Source organism: Sphingobium sp. LB126 (assembly GCF_002795205.1).
GTDB lineage: Bacteria > Pseudomonadota > Alphaproteobacteria > Sphingomonadales > Sphingomonadaceae > Sphingobium > Sphingobium chungbukense.
On the sequence record NZ_NETV01000001.1, the window covers coordinates 1,319,255 to 1,334,356 of the forward strand.

15 protein-coding genes are annotated in these 15,102 nt (G+C 62.8%); 7 read left to right on the forward strand and 8 right to left on the reverse strand.

What is annotated here, in order from left to right:
* Positions 1-26 precede the first annotated feature (26 nt).
* The gene (locus tag CAF53_RS06445) at positions 27-443 is read left to right on the forward strand and encodes a GtrA family protein (protein ID WP_100237633.1); all 417 of its coding nucleotides are present in this window, start codon (positions 27-29) and stop codon (positions 441-443) included.
* Between the two features lie 102 nt (positions 444-545).
* Here CAF53_RS06445 and CAF53_RS06450 read toward each other — a convergent pair whose 3' ends face one another.
* The 3 genes from CAF53_RS06450 to CAF53_RS06460 form a co-directional block, all read right to left on the reverse strand.
* The gene (locus tag CAF53_RS06450) at positions 546-1,346 is read right to left on the reverse strand and encodes a LytTR family DNA-binding domain-containing protein (protein WP_046761885.1); all 801 of its coding nucleotides are present in this window, start codon (positions 1,344-1,346) and stop codon (positions 546-548) included.
* On the reverse strand, positions 1,343-2,449 hold the full coding sequence (locus CAF53_RS06455) for a histidine kinase (protein ID WP_046761886.1): 1,107 nt from the start codon (positions 2,447-2,449) through the stop codon (positions 1,343-1,345). Before CAF53_RS06455 ends, CAF53_RS06450 begins: the two co-directional genes overlap by 4 nt.
* A gap of 95 nt (positions 2,450-2,544) precedes the next feature.
* Positions 2,545-3,039: a helix-turn-helix domain-containing protein gene (locus CAF53_RS06460; protein WP_100237634.1), complete on the reverse strand. Its 495-nt coding sequence runs from the start codon at positions 3,037-3,039 to the stop codon at positions 2,545-2,547.
* Between the two features lie 111 nt (positions 3,040-3,150).
* Here CAF53_RS06460 and CAF53_RS06465 point away from each other — a divergent pair, with 111 nt between their 5' ends.
* From CAF53_RS06465 to rplL, 3 genes are all read left to right on the forward strand, one after another.
* Positions 3,151-5,256: a bifunctional (p)ppGpp synthetase/guanosine-3',5'-bis(diphosphate) 3'-pyrophosphohydrolase gene (locus tag CAF53_RS06465; RefSeq protein ID WP_046761888.1), complete on the forward strand. Its 2,106-nt coding sequence runs from the start codon at positions 3,151-3,153 to the stop codon at positions 5,254-5,256.
* Positions 5,257-6,072: 816 nt separating this feature from the next.
* Positions 6,073-6,588: a 50S ribosomal protein L10 gene (rplJ, locus tag CAF53_RS06470; RefSeq protein ID WP_046761889.1), complete on the forward strand. Its 516-nt coding sequence runs from the start codon at positions 6,073-6,075 to the stop codon at positions 6,586-6,588.
* Between the two features lie 78 nt (positions 6,589-6,666).
* The gene (gene rplL, locus CAF53_RS06475) at positions 6,667-7,044 is read left to right on the forward strand and encodes a 50S ribosomal protein L7/L12 (RefSeq protein ID WP_046761890.1); all 378 of its coding nucleotides are present in this window, start codon (positions 6,667-6,669) and stop codon (positions 7,042-7,044) included.
* Positions 7,045-7,310: 266 nt separating this feature from the next.
* Here rplL and CAF53_RS28015 read toward each other — a convergent pair whose 3' ends face one another.
* Both CAF53_RS28015 and CAF53_RS28020 read right to left on the reverse strand, forming a co-directional pair.
* Complete coding sequence (locus CAF53_RS28015) at positions 7,311-9,920, reverse strand: GH92 family glycosyl hydrolase (RefSeq protein ID WP_242443474.1); 2,610 nt, start codon at positions 9,918-9,920, stop codon at positions 7,311-7,313.
* Entirely contained in the window at positions 9,860-10,402 is a 543-nt protein-coding gene (locus CAF53_RS28020; RefSeq protein ID WP_242443485.1) for a hypothetical protein, read from the reverse strand. Before CAF53_RS28020 ends, CAF53_RS28015 begins: the two co-directional genes overlap by 61 nt.
* 204 nt (positions 10,403-10,606) lie before the next feature.
* Here CAF53_RS28020 and CAF53_RS06485 point away from each other — a divergent pair, with 204 nt between their 5' ends.
* Positions 10,607-11,530 (forward strand): ROK family protein, encoded by a 924-nt coding sequence (locus CAF53_RS06485; protein WP_197707375.1) that lies wholly within the window; start codon positions 10,607-10,609, stop codon positions 11,528-11,530.
* On the opposite strand, the gene CAF53_RS06490 is transcribed toward CAF53_RS06485, so the two are convergent.
* Positions 11,523-11,771, reverse strand: coding sequence for a hypothetical protein (locus CAF53_RS06490; protein ID WP_100238717.1), 249 nt, complete (start codon positions 11,769-11,771; stop codon positions 11,523-11,525). The genes CAF53_RS06485 and CAF53_RS06490 overlap by 8 nt on opposite strands.
* Before the next feature lie 238 nt (positions 11,772-12,009).
* Here CAF53_RS06490 and CAF53_RS06495 point away from each other — a divergent pair, with 238 nt between their 5' ends.
* Together CAF53_RS06495 and CAF53_RS06500 are read left to right on the forward strand one after the other, a co-directional pair.
* Positions 12,010-12,819 carry a class I mannose-6-phosphate isomerase gene (locus tag CAF53_RS06495; RefSeq protein WP_100237636.1) on the forward strand — a complete coding sequence of 270 codons (810 nt, stop codon included), beginning with the start codon at positions 12,010-12,012 and terminating at the stop codon, positions 12,817-12,819.
* A gap of 38 nt (positions 12,820-12,857) precedes the next feature.
* A complete protein-coding gene (locus CAF53_RS06500) occupies positions 12,858-13,460 on the forward strand; it encodes a 5'-methylthioadenosine/S-adenosylhomocysteine nucleosidase (RefSeq protein WP_046761894.1) in 603 nt (200 codons plus the stop codon).
* A gap of 186 nt (positions 13,461-13,646) precedes the next feature.
* Here CAF53_RS06500 and CAF53_RS06505 read toward each other — a convergent pair whose 3' ends face one another.
* On the reverse strand, positions 13,647-14,183 hold the full coding sequence (locus CAF53_RS06505; protein WP_046761895.1) for an adenine phosphoribosyltransferase: 537 nt from the start codon (positions 14,181-14,183) through the stop codon (positions 13,647-13,649).
* Between the two features lie 67 nt (positions 14,184-14,250).
* On the reverse strand, positions 14,251-15,099 hold the full coding sequence (locus CAF53_RS06510; RefSeq protein ID WP_046761896.1) for a cytochrome c1: 849 nt from the start codon (positions 15,097-15,099) through the stop codon (positions 14,251-14,253).
* Between the last annotated feature and the right edge of the window lie 3 nt (positions 15,100-15,102).

Consider the following 15,102-nt stretch of genomic DNA (forward strand, 5'->3'; position numbering starts at 1 on the left):
TGCGCATCAAAGCGCAACGGGGCGGCATGAAAATCCTCCAAATCTTGACAGCGGAAAAGCAGGCCCTGTTCTGGCAGATCGTCCGCTACGGCCTGACCGGCCTGTTCGTGACGGCGTGTCAGGCCAGCATCTACTGGACTCTGGCGGCGCCGGTCGGCCTGCATCCGCAGCTCGCGAACGGCATCGGCTATCTGGCGGCGGTGCTGATCGGCTATGTCACCCACAGCGCCTTCACCTTCCGCGGCCATGGCAGCCGCGACAATCAGGCCGCACGGGGCGTCCGCTTCGTCGCGGTGTCGCTGGTGAGCTATGCGCTGAACGCGCTCTGGGTGTGGCTGTGCGTCACCCATATGCAATGGCCGGAATGGTCGCCCATCCCGGCCATGCTGTTCATCACCCCGGCCGCAGTGTTCGGCCTCAACCGGCAATGGGTGTTCAGATAGCATCGTGCGCAAAAGCGGGAACCGGCTTTACGCTTAAAACAATGCGACAACAAAAGCTTAGAGCGCGCAGCCTGCGTCCGATTTACGCAGCGCGCTCTTGGATCAATGCACGAACCGCGCCACCACGTCGCGGTAGGACCGGCTGACCTTCACCTGCGCGCCGGATTCGAGCACCAGGAAGCATTCGCCGTTGGTATGCGGCTTCACCTGCCGCACCTGGCTCAGATTGACGATGGTCGACCGGTGCACCCGCTGGAAATTGCGCGGGTCGAGCCGCTTTTCCAGATCCTTCATCGTCTCGCGGAGGATCAGCGAATTGTCGGCGGTATAGATGCACATATAGTCGCCCGCCGCGTCGATCCGCTCGATCGAATCGACATCCACGCGGAAGATCTGCCCGCGATCCTTGATGTTGATGAGCTTTTCGAAGCGATTGGCGGCCGGCGCCTCCTCATCGGCGTTGAATTCGTGCATCGCGTCCGGCGCGACTTCCGCCAGCACCTCGCGCAGCTTTTCGGCTTCCTGCACCTGCTTCTTTTCGGACAGCCGCTGGCGCACCCGGTCGAGCGCGTCGGCCAGCCGCCCCTCCTCCACCGGCTTCATCAGATAGTCGACCGCCTGCGCCTCGAAGGCGCGGATCGCATGGTCGCTGTAAGCGGTGCAGAAGATGAAAAGCGGCGGTTCGACCTCCATCAGCCCCTGCACGACGGAAAAGCCGTCGAAGCCGGGCATCTGGATGTCGAGGAACACAAGGTCGGGTTTATGCGTCTTGATGGCGCGGATCGCTTCCCGGCCGTTGGAACAGGTTTCTACGATTTCGACATCCTCATGCGCTTCCAGACGCAGCTTAAGGCCTTGTATAGCCAGGCTTTCGTCGTCGACGAGGATTGTTCTGATGGTCATGCGGCCACTCTCGATGGTTCATCCAAATTTAGCGGCATTTCGATCAGGACCGAAAAGCCGCCAGGCGTGGAACGCGTTTCGAAGCTCTGTCGTTCCCCGAAGGCCTGAATCAGCCGGTCGCGGATATTCGCCAGGCCGACACCCGTTCCTTCGCTGACATGATTGTTCGGGCGCGTGAACCCCTCATTCAATCCCGGACCCGTGTCGGATACGATGATCCGGACGTTTTCACCGGCAGGCTGCGCCGTGACGGAGATTTCCGCGCCCTCTTCCTTGGGCGTCACGGCATATTTGATGGCGTTTTCGACCAGCGGCTGGAGCAAAAGAGAGGGCAGGCGTGACTGCGCCACCGCCGGATCGATGTGGAAAACCGGCCGCAATCGGTCCTCGAACCGCATCTTCTCGATCTCCAGATACAGCTTCAACGTCTCGATCTCCTGCTCGATCGTGACCTGCGCGGTCGGCTCGTTGATCAGGGTATAGCGCAAAAAGGACGACAGGCGGGAAAGCATCGCATTGGCCCGGTCGGTCTGCTTGAGCAGCACCAGGGTCGAGATGCTGTTCAGCGTATTGAACAGGAAATGCGGATTGAGCTGATAGCGCAGCATGGCGAGCTGCGCGCTCGACGCCTGGCTTTCCAGATGCAATAGCTGATCCGCCTGCTCCTCCACCGTCAGGTAGAAGTTGATCGCATAATAAAGCGCCGACCAGGCTCCCAGCAACGTCATGCTGAGATAGAAGGCGCCCAGGAACAATTGCAGCCCCGCCGTGTCGCTGCCCCGGTTCTGGGTCGAGAACACCCAGGCGTCGATGAACGCCACCAGCCCCGCCGCAACCACCACCGTCACGATCGATGCGCCCCAGGTGACGATCGGCCGCTGCCGCTGGAGGAAACGGAAGACCACCGCGATCAGCAGCGTCACCGAATAGCCCGACACGGTCGAGATCATCACCGGGATCAGGCTGGAAAGCGGTTGCCCGTTGGCGATGGTGGAGGAGCCGCGCAGCAGGAAGGCGCCCGCCCATCCCACCGACTGGAGGTTCCAGAAAGCACGGTTCTTGTCCGCGAAAAAGGGCTGAGGCTGGAAGCGATGGACTGACATTGCGTTCAGCCTAAAGCATCAGGCAAAAAAGTGGGAACCGGTTTTTGCAAAAGCCGATGCGAAAACCAGCGCGCGCCATTGGGCGGCGGTCCCTGTCAGGCCGCCTTCACCGTCTCGGGCGAGCGCGCGTCCGCCACCGGCGTTTCCTCGTCGACGCACAGCCACACCAGATCGCTGAGGTCCAGCGTGCGGCCGTCATGGGCCTGTATGGTCATCTTGCGGATCGGCTGCCGGTCGCGGCCATCGGCCAGCACCTGGCAGGAAATGGGACCGCAGCCCCATTTCTCGCCCCACTGGCGCAGGGCGATCATGGCGGGCGCCAGATCCTCGCCCTTTTCGGTCAGGCGATATTCGACCTTGCGCCGGTCGCATTGCATCGGCTGGCGCAGCATGATGCCGTTTTCCACCAGCCGGGCGAGCCGGTTGGCCAGGATATTGCGGGCAATGCCGAGGGTCGACTGGAACTCCTCGAAATGGCGGATGCCCGAAAGAGCGCCCCGCAAGATGAGGAACGACCAGCGTTCACCCATCGCCTCCAATGCGCTCGGCAGCGCGCATTGTTCCAGATCCTGCGCCAGATTATGCTTCATGGGTCTCATAGATAGCTCAAAGCCATCGCTGTTGCAAAAGTGCAGCGCGTTTATCGCTAAATGGGATTTTTTTGTTGCACTGCAAGGGGCATCGCGGACAATCGGCATACGATGTTACGTCAGTATGAACTAGTTGAACGGGTAAAGCGCTACGATCCGGATGCGGACGAAGCGATGATCAACCGCGCCTATGTCTTCTCGGTCCAGAAGCATGGCAGCCAGAAACGCGCCAGCGGCGACCCCTATTTCAGCCATCCGATCGAAGTCGCCGGTATCCTGACCGATTTCAACCTCGACGACCAGACCATCGTGACCGCGCTGCTGCACGACACGATCGAGGATACGCTCGTCACCTATGAGGAGATCGAACACGCCTTCGGCAAGGACGTCGCCAAGATGGTCGACGGCGTGACCAAGCTGTCGAAGATCGAGGCGATGTCCGAAAATGAGCGGGCGGCAGAGAATCTGCGCAAATTCCTGCTCGCCATGTCGGACGATATCCGGGTGCTGCTGGTGAAGCTGGCCGATCGCCTCCACAATATGCGCACGCTGCACTTCATCAAGAATGAGCAGAAGCGCCGCCGCATCGCCCGCGAGACGATGGACATCTATGCCCCGCTGGCCGAGCGGATCGGCATGTACGACTTCATGCGCGAGATGCAGCTTCTGGCTTTCCGCGAACTGGAGCCGGAAGCCTATGACAGCATCACCAAGCGGCTGGAGCAGTTGAAGGAAGGCGGCCATGACAAGGTCGACCGGATCGGCGCGGAACTGCAATTGCTGCTGGGCGGCAAGGGGCTGCCGGTCACCGTGTCGGGCCGCGAAAAGCATCCCTATTCCATCTGGAAGAAGATGCAGGAACGCCATATCAGCTTCGAACAGTTGACCGACGTCATGGCGTTCCGCGTCATCACCGAGACGACGGAGGATTGCTACCGCGCGCTGGGCGTCATCCACCAGACCTACAAGATGGTGCCGGGCCGGTTCAAGGATTACATCTCCACGCCCAAGCGCAACGGCTACCGCTCGCTGCACACCACGGTCATCCATCAGGACAATGCCCGGATCGAGGTGCAGATCCGCAGCCGCGACATGCATCATGACGCCGAACTCGGCCTCGCCGCGCATTGGGCCTACAAGCAGAAGGGCGACGCCGGCGACCATCAGGCCGCATGGCTGCGCGACCTCGTCGAAATCCTGGAGCAGAGCCAGGACGCGGACGAGCTGCTCGAACATACCCGCATGGCGATGTATCAGGACCGCATCTTCGCCTTTTCCCCCAGGGGCGAACTGCACCAGTTGCCCAAGGGGTCGACGCCGGTCGATTTCGCCTATGCGGTGCATACGTCGCTGGGCAACCAGACGGTCGGTGCCAAGGTCAACGGCCGAGTCGTGCCGCTGCGCACCACGCTGGAAAATGGCGACCAGGTCGAAATCCTGAAGTCGGAGGGGCAGGAACCGCAGCCCGGCTGGCTGACCTTCGCCATCACCGGCAAGGCTCGCGCCGCCATCCGCCGCTATATCCGCCAGAAGCAGCGCGGCGAGGAAGTGGCGCTGGGCGAGAAGCTGTACGAGGAAATCATCGGCCGTTTCTCCCCCGAACTGGCGAGCGAGCTGGGCGACAAGGCGCTGAAGGCGGCGCTCAAGCGCCTGAAGCTGGACGACCGCGCATCCCTGATGGTCGCCATCGCCACCCACCGCCTGCTCGATTCAGAAGTGATGGAGGCACTGATCCCCGGCTCGACCAGCGCGGAAGGGATGGAGGAAGCCCATCCGCGCCAGCACGCCCCGGTCTCGATCCGCGGCCTGACGCCGGGCATCGCCTATAATCTGAGCGACTGCTGCCATCCCGTGCCGGGCGACCGCATCGTCGGCGTGCGCCGCACCGGCGAACCGATCGAGGTCCACACCATCGACTGCCGCTCGCTGGAAGTCGACCAGAATGACGATTGGGTCGACCTCGCCTGGGACAGCAAGTCCAAGGGCGGCACCGCGCGCCTCCAGGTGATCGTCAAGAACCAGCCGGGCGCGCTCGCCGCCGTCACCAACGTCTTCGGCGCGACCAAGGCGAACATTCTGAACCTGCAACTGGTGAACCGCGAAGGTCCCTTCCACACCGACATCATCGATCTTGAGGTGGCGGATGCGCAACATCTCAACCGCATATTATCGGCGTTGCGCGGACTGGACACGGTGGTGCAGGCGGATCGGGTTTAGGGTAGCGAAGGGTGGGAAGCGGACCGCCTGCTTTCCTTGAAATACACCGTGCTCCTGCGAAGGCAGGAGCCCAGTCCCGCCGTCTGTGGATCATCGCACCGTTTGAACTGGGCTCCTGCCTTCGCAGGAGCACGATGCGCTTAACGGCTGAGAATGACCGCAACTGGCCATTTCCAGCCATGCCCTTCGCCACGCCGGACTAGACCGGCATCCCGCCTTCTTTTTCACAGAAGGTCGAGGTCGGGGTGACGTCGGTACAGAACTCCGCTTCGATCGAAGTCCGAACTGTCTCTTCACACTGTGACCTCCGCGCCACGCCTCGCAAAAAAAGCATCCTATTCCCATCGGCCCCCGCCTTTATCCTGTCCTACATCCCCCGGCCCCGCCTATCCCGCCCCCGTCTTTGAAAATGTCGATCCGCCTCCCACGTCGCCTACGCGCGCTCGCTCACGCGCGCGCATATGGTGTGAACTTCGATGAGAAAACGACGCTTTTCCGCCGCTTTGCACAGCCATCGCCAGATTCTGCGTGACAGGACGCCGCCAACTCTGTAGGGGCGCCCGCAGCGGACCTTTGGCAGCAATGCCGATGGTCTTCCGTCCGAGACAGTTGGTGAAGGGAATATGCCCTTCTTAATGTCCAGCCTAGACGGGGAAAAGTTCTTTACCGGCGGGCTCATGCCCTGTCCGGGTCTGCCTGTTCTCTTTTGAGGATACGGGCCGGTTGATCTCTCCCCTTCGGACCAATGCCCCGCGAGAAATCGCGGGTTTTTGCCGTTCATCGGGTCGTCCGGTGAACATGAAGTGGAGTAATGGCATGGATCGTAATCAGAAAGCTGAGGTCGTTTCCGCGCTGAACGCACATCTGGCAGAGGTCGGAGTGGTCGTCGTGACCCGCAACCTCGGCATGACGGTCGCCCAGTCGACCCAATTGCGCCAGAAGATGCGCGAAGCCGGCGGCACCTACAAGGTTACGAAGAACCGCCTCGCCAAGATCGCCCTTGGTGGCACCGATTATGCCGGGATCAGCGACCTGCTGACCGGCCCGGTCGGCCTCGCCTCCTCGGCCGATCCGGTCGCAGCCGCCAAGGTTGCGGTCGAATTCGCCAAGACCAACGACAAGCTTGAGATCGTTGGCGGCGCGATGGGCGATGTGATGCTGAACGCCGAAGGTATCAAGGCGCTCGCCTCGATGCCGTCGCTGGATGAACTGCGTGCGAAGATCGTCGGGCTGCTCGTTGCACCCGCGACCAAGCTCGCAACCGTCACCCAGGCACCGGCTGCCCAGCTCGCACGGGTCTTCAACGCCTATGCGGAAAAGAACGCGGCCTGATCGCCGCGCCCTTTGCGCAAGTAACGTTTTCAACTCTCAATTCAGGGGCACAGGCCCCACCCAGAAGGGAATATTAACATGGCAGATATCAATGCTCTGGTCGACCAGCTCTCGGCCCTGACCGTCCTCGAAGCCGCCGAACTGTCGAAGGCTCTGGAAGAAAAGTGGGGCGTTTCGGCCGCCGCTGCCGTCGCTGTTGCCGGCCCCGCCGCTGGCGCCCCGGCTGCCGCCGCTGCTGAAGAGCAGACCGAATTCGACGTGATCCTGACCGGCGACGGCGGCAAGAAGATCAACGTCATCAAGGAAGTCCGCGCCATCACCGGCCTGGGCCTGACCGAAGCCAAGGCGCTCGTCGAAGGCGCGCCGAAGGCGATCAAGGAAGGCGTCAGCAAGGACGAGGCCGAGAAGGTCAAGAAGCAGCTTGAAGAAGCCGGCGCGACCGTCGAACTCAAGTAAGCTCGGCTCCGGCCCCGCACCAGCGGGGCCTCGCTGGCCGGCGTTGCGCCGGAGGAAATCAGGGCGGTGCCGTCACGGCGCCGCCCTTTTCCTTTTGGGAGATCAACCGTGCCGGCAGCAATGGGTGGATGGCACTACGTCCAACCCAATCCCTCATCGCCCCTTAGAGCGGATTCCGATCTGATTGAATCAGATCGGCCGCTCTAAGCCTTTTATTTGCCGCGATTTCTTAACCGTCAGATGATGCCATCTGACTGGAAATCGCTCTAAGTCGGCTGAACCCCGAATGATGGCGGCCGCTGGCGCGGCTCGACACCGAAACGCGACGGGCGGGCCCCCATGACGAACAGCAGTTCGCCACCCTGCACCAGCTCGGCATGGCCGATCCAGTTGCGGTCATGCATCCTGCCGTTCCAGCGGACGGACTGGACATAGGGGCTGTCCGGGCCATTGCCCGCCGCGCGCACCCTCAAGCTCCGACCATGGCCCAGATCGACCCTCGCCTCATCGAACAGGGGCGATCCCAGCACATAGAGCGCGCTCACCGGATCGACCGGATAGATACCCAGGGCGCTCAGCACGAACCAGGCGCTCATCTGCCCGCAATCGTCATTGCCGATCACGCCGTCGGGCGCGGCCTTGTACATCTCCGTCAACAGCCGTCGCACCATCGCCTGCGTCTTGGCCGGTGCACCGCAATAGGCATAAAGATAGGTGGCATGCTGGTCCGGCTCATTGCCATGGGCATATTGGCCGACCAGCCCGCTAATGTCCGGCGGCGCATTGGCAGGCAGCACCGAGGGCGCGTTGAAGAAGGCGTCGAGTTTCTTCTCGAACGCCGCGTCGCCGCCGAAATGGTCGATCAGGCCGTAAATATCATGCTGGTTGAGGAAGGTCGCCTGCCAGCCATTGGCCTCCGTATAGTCGCGGTGACGCGCCGGATCGTGGCCGATCTGGATCGGGTCATAGGCCTCCCACCAGCGCCCGTCGGCAAAGCGCGGCCGGGCGAAGCCGATCTTGGGATCGATGACGTTGCGGTAATTGCGACTGCGCTCCTTCAGCCGCCTTGCATCCTCGCTCGCCCCGGCCACCTCGGCCAGATGCGCCATAGCCCAGTCGTCATAGGCATATTCCTGCGTCCGGCTGACCGATTCCCAGATCTTGTCTGCGGGGATGTAGCCGAGATCATGGTAGAAACCGCGCCCGAGCGTGCTGTCGATGTCCGGCATGGCAGGATCGAAGGCACGACGTCGGATGGCCGGCCAGGCGGCGGCATAGTCGACCGGATAGAAGCCCATGGCGCTCATTACATACCAGGAGGATGTCGCGCCCTGATCGTCCATCCCGGCATAGCCGTAACCGGCCGCATCGCTGCCGTACATCTCGTCCAGGATGCGCCGCACCAGCGCCTGCGTCTTCCAGGGCTGGCCGCTCCAGTCATAATAATAGGGCACCTGCTGGTCAGGCTGATTGCCATGAACATATTGTCCGATCAGGCCCGTGCAGTCGCGGCAGATGCCCTTGGACGCATAAGGCGTGGAGAAGAACCGGTCGAGCTTCGCATTGAACGCGCCCCGCCCGTCCAGCAGCGCCATCAATCCCTTCACGTCGTGCGGCGCCAGCCAGAGCGTGGACCAGCCCGACGCTTCCTTCATCATGAAATTATAATAGGGTTCCTGCGGATCGAAGGGCGCGATCCACTGGCCGTCCGCCGTCCGTCCCCGGATGAAGCCGGTCGATTTGTCGAAGACACGGGCATAGTTGCCCGCCCTCTTCAGAAGGCGGTCCGCATCCTCCGTCTTGCCGAGACGCCGCGCATAATCGGCCAGCGCATGATCGTCCCAGGCATATTCCAGCGTGGTCGCCGCACCCGCTTTTCCCCCGGCATAGGGCGGACTGGGATTCCCGGCCGGCACGATGTCCGCGATCCACCCATTGCGGTCGTATTCGGCCAGATAATCGCGCGGCCCCTTGGGATCGATCGCATTCCGGCGCAGATAGTCATAGACCCCGGCATAGTCGAAGGGGATGCCGCGCTTCCACGCGCCCAGATAGAGGAGCACCGCATTGTCGCCATGGAAGGAGGTGTTCATATACCCCTTCTCCTGCGCCATCTCATATTCCGACTGCATGATGTCACGCACAACATCCGGCTCCATCAGTTCCAGCAGCACGATCTGGTTGCGCCCGGTGTCCCAGAAAGGCACCGGGCCATAGCGATCATGGGTCGCCGTGCGGACCTTGCCCGTCATGTCGGTGAACTGCTCGCCCTTGGCGGCGATCAGCCGGGGACTGGCGAAGGATTGGAACAGCGTCGAATAGAAGAGCATGCGCTGCTTTTCCGTGCCGCCCGTGACCTGTACCCGGTCCAGCAGCCTGCTCCATTCGGCGCGCGCCTGATCGCGCACCCGCGCGAAGTTCCAGCCGGGCAGTTCGTCGCGCAACCGCTGCGCCGCCTGTTCGTGGCTCGTGCCATGCGCCATCTTGACGAGGATCGTCTCGCCCGCGCCTGTGCGGAAGGTCACATAGCTCCCCTCCATTGTCCGCCCACCCCGGACGACCTGCTTGTCGCCGATGCCCCAGCCCTTGGCCTCGCCCGGCGCCTTGCGGAACGTACCGAAGTCCGTGAAGGGCCGGGAAAATTCCGCGACGAAATAGGCTCCGTCGATCGCCTCCCGTCCGTTGGACATGCCGCGCACGACATGATCGCCCACGACCTCGATGCTACCGCCATGGCCGAGCAGGTTCATCGGTACGTTCGCCCGGTCGCTCTGCGGAAAGGTGAACTGCATCAGGCTCGCCCAGCGCGTCCCGGTCAGTTCCACCTGCGTCCGGAAACTGTCGAGGAAGACCGAATAATAGCCGGGCGAAGCGATCTCGCGCTTCTTGTCATAAGCCGCTTGGCTATAAGCGGGTGGCGCTGACCAGTGCCCACCACCGGCATGATCATCGGCTCCGCATTGCCGCCATAGGTCGAGCCCCCTCCGCCGGTGAAGCCGATCATGGTCGGGTTGGTGTAATAATCGGGAACCGGCACCCCGTTGGGATAGGTGAGCGCGATATTGTTGTTGACCGGCGCCGCTTCGACCGAACTGTGCGGCAGCCGCGCACCGGGAGAGGTCTGCCCGGAATAGACCGGCTCGCCCGGCGGCAGCGCATTGCCGATCAGCGCCTGCCGGTCCAGGGGCGCAGTGCCTACCAGCGGGTTGACCAGATCGACCGTTGTCTGCGCACCCCCCGCCGCCCCTGCGCCCTGTCCCGCATTCAGCAACAGCGCGCCCAGACAGCCGAAGGCGGCCCGCCCCAGCGAACGATCCCGCGCGCCCGCGCCGGAACGGATTTTCAGGCCGAGCATCATCCCCTGTCTCCCATATGGTCTTCGCCATTTGTCGCGGGTCCATTGACCCGATCATCGACTCCGCTCAAATTATTAAAGCAATTTGTTTTGTCAATTTGATCGTTGCATCATAGAAGGCGGTTTCGAGAAAACCCGGATCGTGGCGGAACCGACAGCCGTCCTGTTCGGGACTTGAGAGGATTGGGCCGATAGGATTGGACTGCCATGATGGATGCTGAACCGATACTGGCCGGGGTCGAGCTCGGAGGAACCAAGGTCTTCGTGCTGCGCGCGAGCGGTCACACGATTCAGGACCGTGAGATGATCCCCACCACGACCCCGGCCGAAACGCTCGCCAGGGCCGTTGCGATCCTCGAACGCTGGCATGCCGGGACTCCCTTCACGGCGATCGGAATAGGCAGCTTCGGCCCCCTTCGCCTCGACCGCCGCGCTCCCGATTTCGGGGTCATGCTGCCCACGCCCAAGCCGGGATGGGCGGGCGCGGATATTTTCGGCACGCTGACGGCTCCCTTCGATTGCCCGGCCGCGATCGATACCGACGTCAATGGCGCTGCCCTCGCGGAACTGCGCTGGGGCGCCGGCGCGCAAGGGGACGCGCCGTCAGACAGCCTGTGTTACATCACCATAGGCACTGGCGTGGGTGGCGGCTTCGCCTTCAACGGCCGCACCGTTCACGGCGCCATGCATCCGGAAATCGGACATATCCGGGTGCCCCGCGCCGCGGGCGATCGCTTCAGCGGCCGCTGCCCCTTTCACGGCGACTGCATTGAGGGACTGATATCCGGCCCTGCATTGGCCGAACGCTTCGGCGTTCCCGGTGATGAGATCGACCCTGCTGATTCGCGATGGGACGACGTCGTAAATGACATCGCCCATCTGGTCTCCACCATCCTGCTCAGCACGGCGGCACGGCAGCTGTTGATAGGCGGAGGGGTAGGCATGGGCCGCCCCGACCTGTTGGACCGCGTCCGCAAGAAGGTCGTCGCCCAACTGGGGGGGTATCTGCCCTATGTCGACGATGACAGCATCGAGCGGATCGTGGGTGCACCGCTGCTCGGCGATCAGGCGGGTCCCTTGGGCGCGGTGGCCCTGGCCATGGATGCGCTGGAAGGCCGGAGGATCAGTTGATCCCTTCCTTGCGAAAGAGCGGCAGGAAGATCATGGGGACGATCACCGCCATCACGCCCGCGACGAGTGGATCGTCGACCAGTCGATAGATGGTGGTGAAGAACATCAGGATCGCTGCAACCGCCAGCGAGGGAAGAAGGAGGCGAACCAGCCCCTCCTCCACCTGCGGCAGGATTCGCCGTGCCAGGGCCATGAGCGAATCATCCTTCCCAAGGGTCGGACGGCCGTCAGGCGAACGCATGTTGAAGCTTCTTGGTTTGCCGGGCCGGTTCATGGGAGGCTGGTCCTCGTTGATATACTAGTTTCATTTAGCAACTAGAATGCCGATTTACAGGTGCGAAGATCGCTACGAAATGTTTCCGGTTCAGCTATGAACGAGGCGCTGCCGTCGCCGCGGCGGGCTTTCCCGGACCACAATAGCCGACACGGAACTAGCGGTGGCACTTGCCCATCGGGACGGACAGACCATAAGGAATCGCATGACCATCACCCGCCTCGACGCCCATATGGTGGAAAAGCCCTGGGGCCGTACCGACATTCCGGCCCATATCGCCGCAAGCGACGGTCGGCAGATCGGCGAAGTCTGGTTTTCGGCCGACCGCGAAAAGGCACCGCCGCTGCTGGTCAAATATATCTTCACCAGCGAAAATCTCTCGGTGCAGGTTCACCCCGATGACGCCCAGGCACGGCAACACGGCCTGACGGGCGGCAAGTCGGAATGCTGGTACATATTGGATGCGGAACGCGACGCCCAGCTCGGCATCGGCCTGACCCGCGAACTGACGCCGCACGAGTTGCGCGCCGCCGCGCTCAACGGCAGCATCGAGCGGCTGATGGATTGGAAGCCGGTGAAAGCGGGCAGCTTCTATTATATTCCGGCGGGCACCGTCCATGCCATCGGCGGTGGCGTGACGCTGGTGGAGGTACAGCAGAATAATGACGTGACCTATCGCCTCTACGACTATGGCCGCCCGCGCGAACTGCATCTGGATGAAGCCATGGCGGTCAGCAATGCCGTCCCCTATGCCCTTCCCGACCGCATCGTGCCGGTCGCGGCGGAGGAAAGCCTGGTCACCGGTCCCGGCACGCCCTTCCTTCTCGACATGGTGCACGGCACGGCGGGAACCGACCGAACAGTTGAAGGCGAGATGCTGTGGTTCATTCCCCTCGCCGGAACCGGCATGATCGATGGCCAACCCTGGCGCCGGGGCGAATGCTGGCTGATCGAGCAAGGTGCCGCCATCGCCGCCGATACGGATATGAGCGCGCTGCTCGCCCGCCTGCCCTGAACCGACGGACAAGGGGAACAGCCATGCCAAAAGGAAAGATGATCGCGGACAAGCGGGTCCTGTTCGTGATGGCGGTGGAGGACGAATATGGCCCTCACCTCAAGGCACGCTTCGATCCGCTCATGATCGGCGTCGGGCCGGTGGAGGCCGCGCTCAGCACCGGCCTCGCGCTCCAGCGGCTGGATCGGGAGGGGGACTTGCCCGATCTGGTCGTGTCGCTGGGATCGGCGGGATCGCGGCTGTGCACGCTGGGGGAAGTCTATCAGGTCGCCAGCGTTTCCTGGCGCGACATGGACGCCTCTCGCCTGGGCTTCCCCAAGGGCGTGACCCCCTTTTCCGACCACCCGGTTGAAATAGCGCTGCACACCCCGCTGAAACTACGCGCGGCCCGGCTTTCCACGGGCGCGAATATCGTCGGCGGTCAGGATTATGCCGCCATCGATGCCGACATGGTCGACATGGAAACCTTTGCCGTGGTCCGCGCCTGTCAGCGTTTCGGCGTACCCGTCATGGGTCTGCGCGGTGTTTCCGACGGCCCTGGCGAACTGGCCGACATGTTGGGCTGGACGCAATTGCTGGCCCTGCTCGACGAAAGGCTAGCGCAGGCAGTGGATATGCTGGAGGATGCGCTTCGGGACTGATCCGGCTGGTGGGGAATGGAAAGCGGCGGCTCCAGTCGTTCCCGGCCTTCGTCCCGCGAGCCTGACCCCAGTTCCCACTTTTCTTCCGTGCGCAGTTGGAAAAACGGTGGCTCCCTGGGACAAGCCCGGGGCGACGTGATAACAAGGGTCGCGAACTGCTCATTCCCGCCCTGAGCGTCTCCGTCGTCAATGCCCCCCGAATGCGATGATCGCCGTCGACGCCACGCCGTCCGCCTCCAGTGCCGCCATGCCCCCCAGATCGGGCAAGTCGATGGCGAAAAGTGCCATCAGCACGGTCGCGCCCTGCTCCCGGACAAGCTGAGCCGCCGCGAGCGCGGTCCCGCCGGTCGCGATGAGATCGTCCACAAGCACCACGCGCGCGCCGTCCGGAATCTGCCCTTCATGCAGTTCCAGCCGGTCGGTGCCATATTCCAGCACATAATCGATGCCGACGGTCTTTCCGGGCAGCTTGCCCTTCTTGCGCACGGGCACGAAGCCGACGCCCAGTGCATGGGCCAGCGCCGCACCCAGGATGAAGCCTCGCGCCTCGACGCCGACGATGAACGCAGGATCGAGCGGTCGGGCGACAGTTGCCATGCGCTCCACCAGTTCGGAGAGGCCCTGCCCGTCCGCCAGCAGGGTCGTGATGTCGCGGAACTGGATACCCGCCTTGGGAAAGTCGGGAATGGTGCGGACCAGGGCCGCCAGACTGTCTGCACTCATAATGCCCTCATAAGAAAAGGGGGCCCGGTTTCCCGCGCCCCCTCCCATTTTCCGTTTCCGGTCGCGATCAGGCGGCCTTCTTCTTGTCCGCCCAGATATTCTGATAGGCCATATAAGCCAAGCCCGTTGCGATCAGCAGGAAGAAGATCGTCGCCAGACCCGCCCGGCGGCGGTTTTCCAGCTTGGGTTCGGCGGTCCAGGTCAGGAAGGCCGCGATGTCCTGCGACATCTGGTCGACCGTCGCCTTGGTGCCGTCGCCATAGGTCACCTGCCCATCCGCCGTCAGCGGCGGCGCCATGGCCAGGTTCAGGTTGGCGAAATAGGGGTTGTAATGCAGCCCCTCCGGCGTCTTGGCATCGGGGAATTCCTTCAGCAGCTCGGCCGGCTGCGCCTGGAAACCCGTCAGCAGCGAATAGACATAGGCGCTGCCATGGTGGCGGGCCTTGGTCATCAGCGACAGATCCGGCGGGATCGCATTGTTGTTCGCCGCCGCCGCCGCGACATTGTTCGCGAAGGGCTTGGGGAAATAATCCGCCGGGATCGGGGCGCGGGTCGACATCTCGCCCGTCTTGGGATCGACGTCGGGGGTCTTGATCGCCCAGTTCTTGGCGATCGCCTTGATCTCCGCCTCGTTATAGCCAATGCCCTTGAGATCGCGGAAAGCGACGAACTTCAGGCTGTGGCAGGCCGAGCAGACCTCCTTGAACACCTGGAATCCACGCTGCAACTGCGCCTGGTCGTACTTGCCGAAGGGGCCGTCGAACGAGAAGGCGACATGTTTGGGATCGCGGTGGAATTCATGTTCCACCGTGACCGCGGGCGGATCGGTGACATAGGCCACCGCGCCCACCAGGAAGGAAACCAGCAGCCAGCCCGCGAAGAAGAGGCCGACGAGAAATGCGCCAATGCGAACCATATT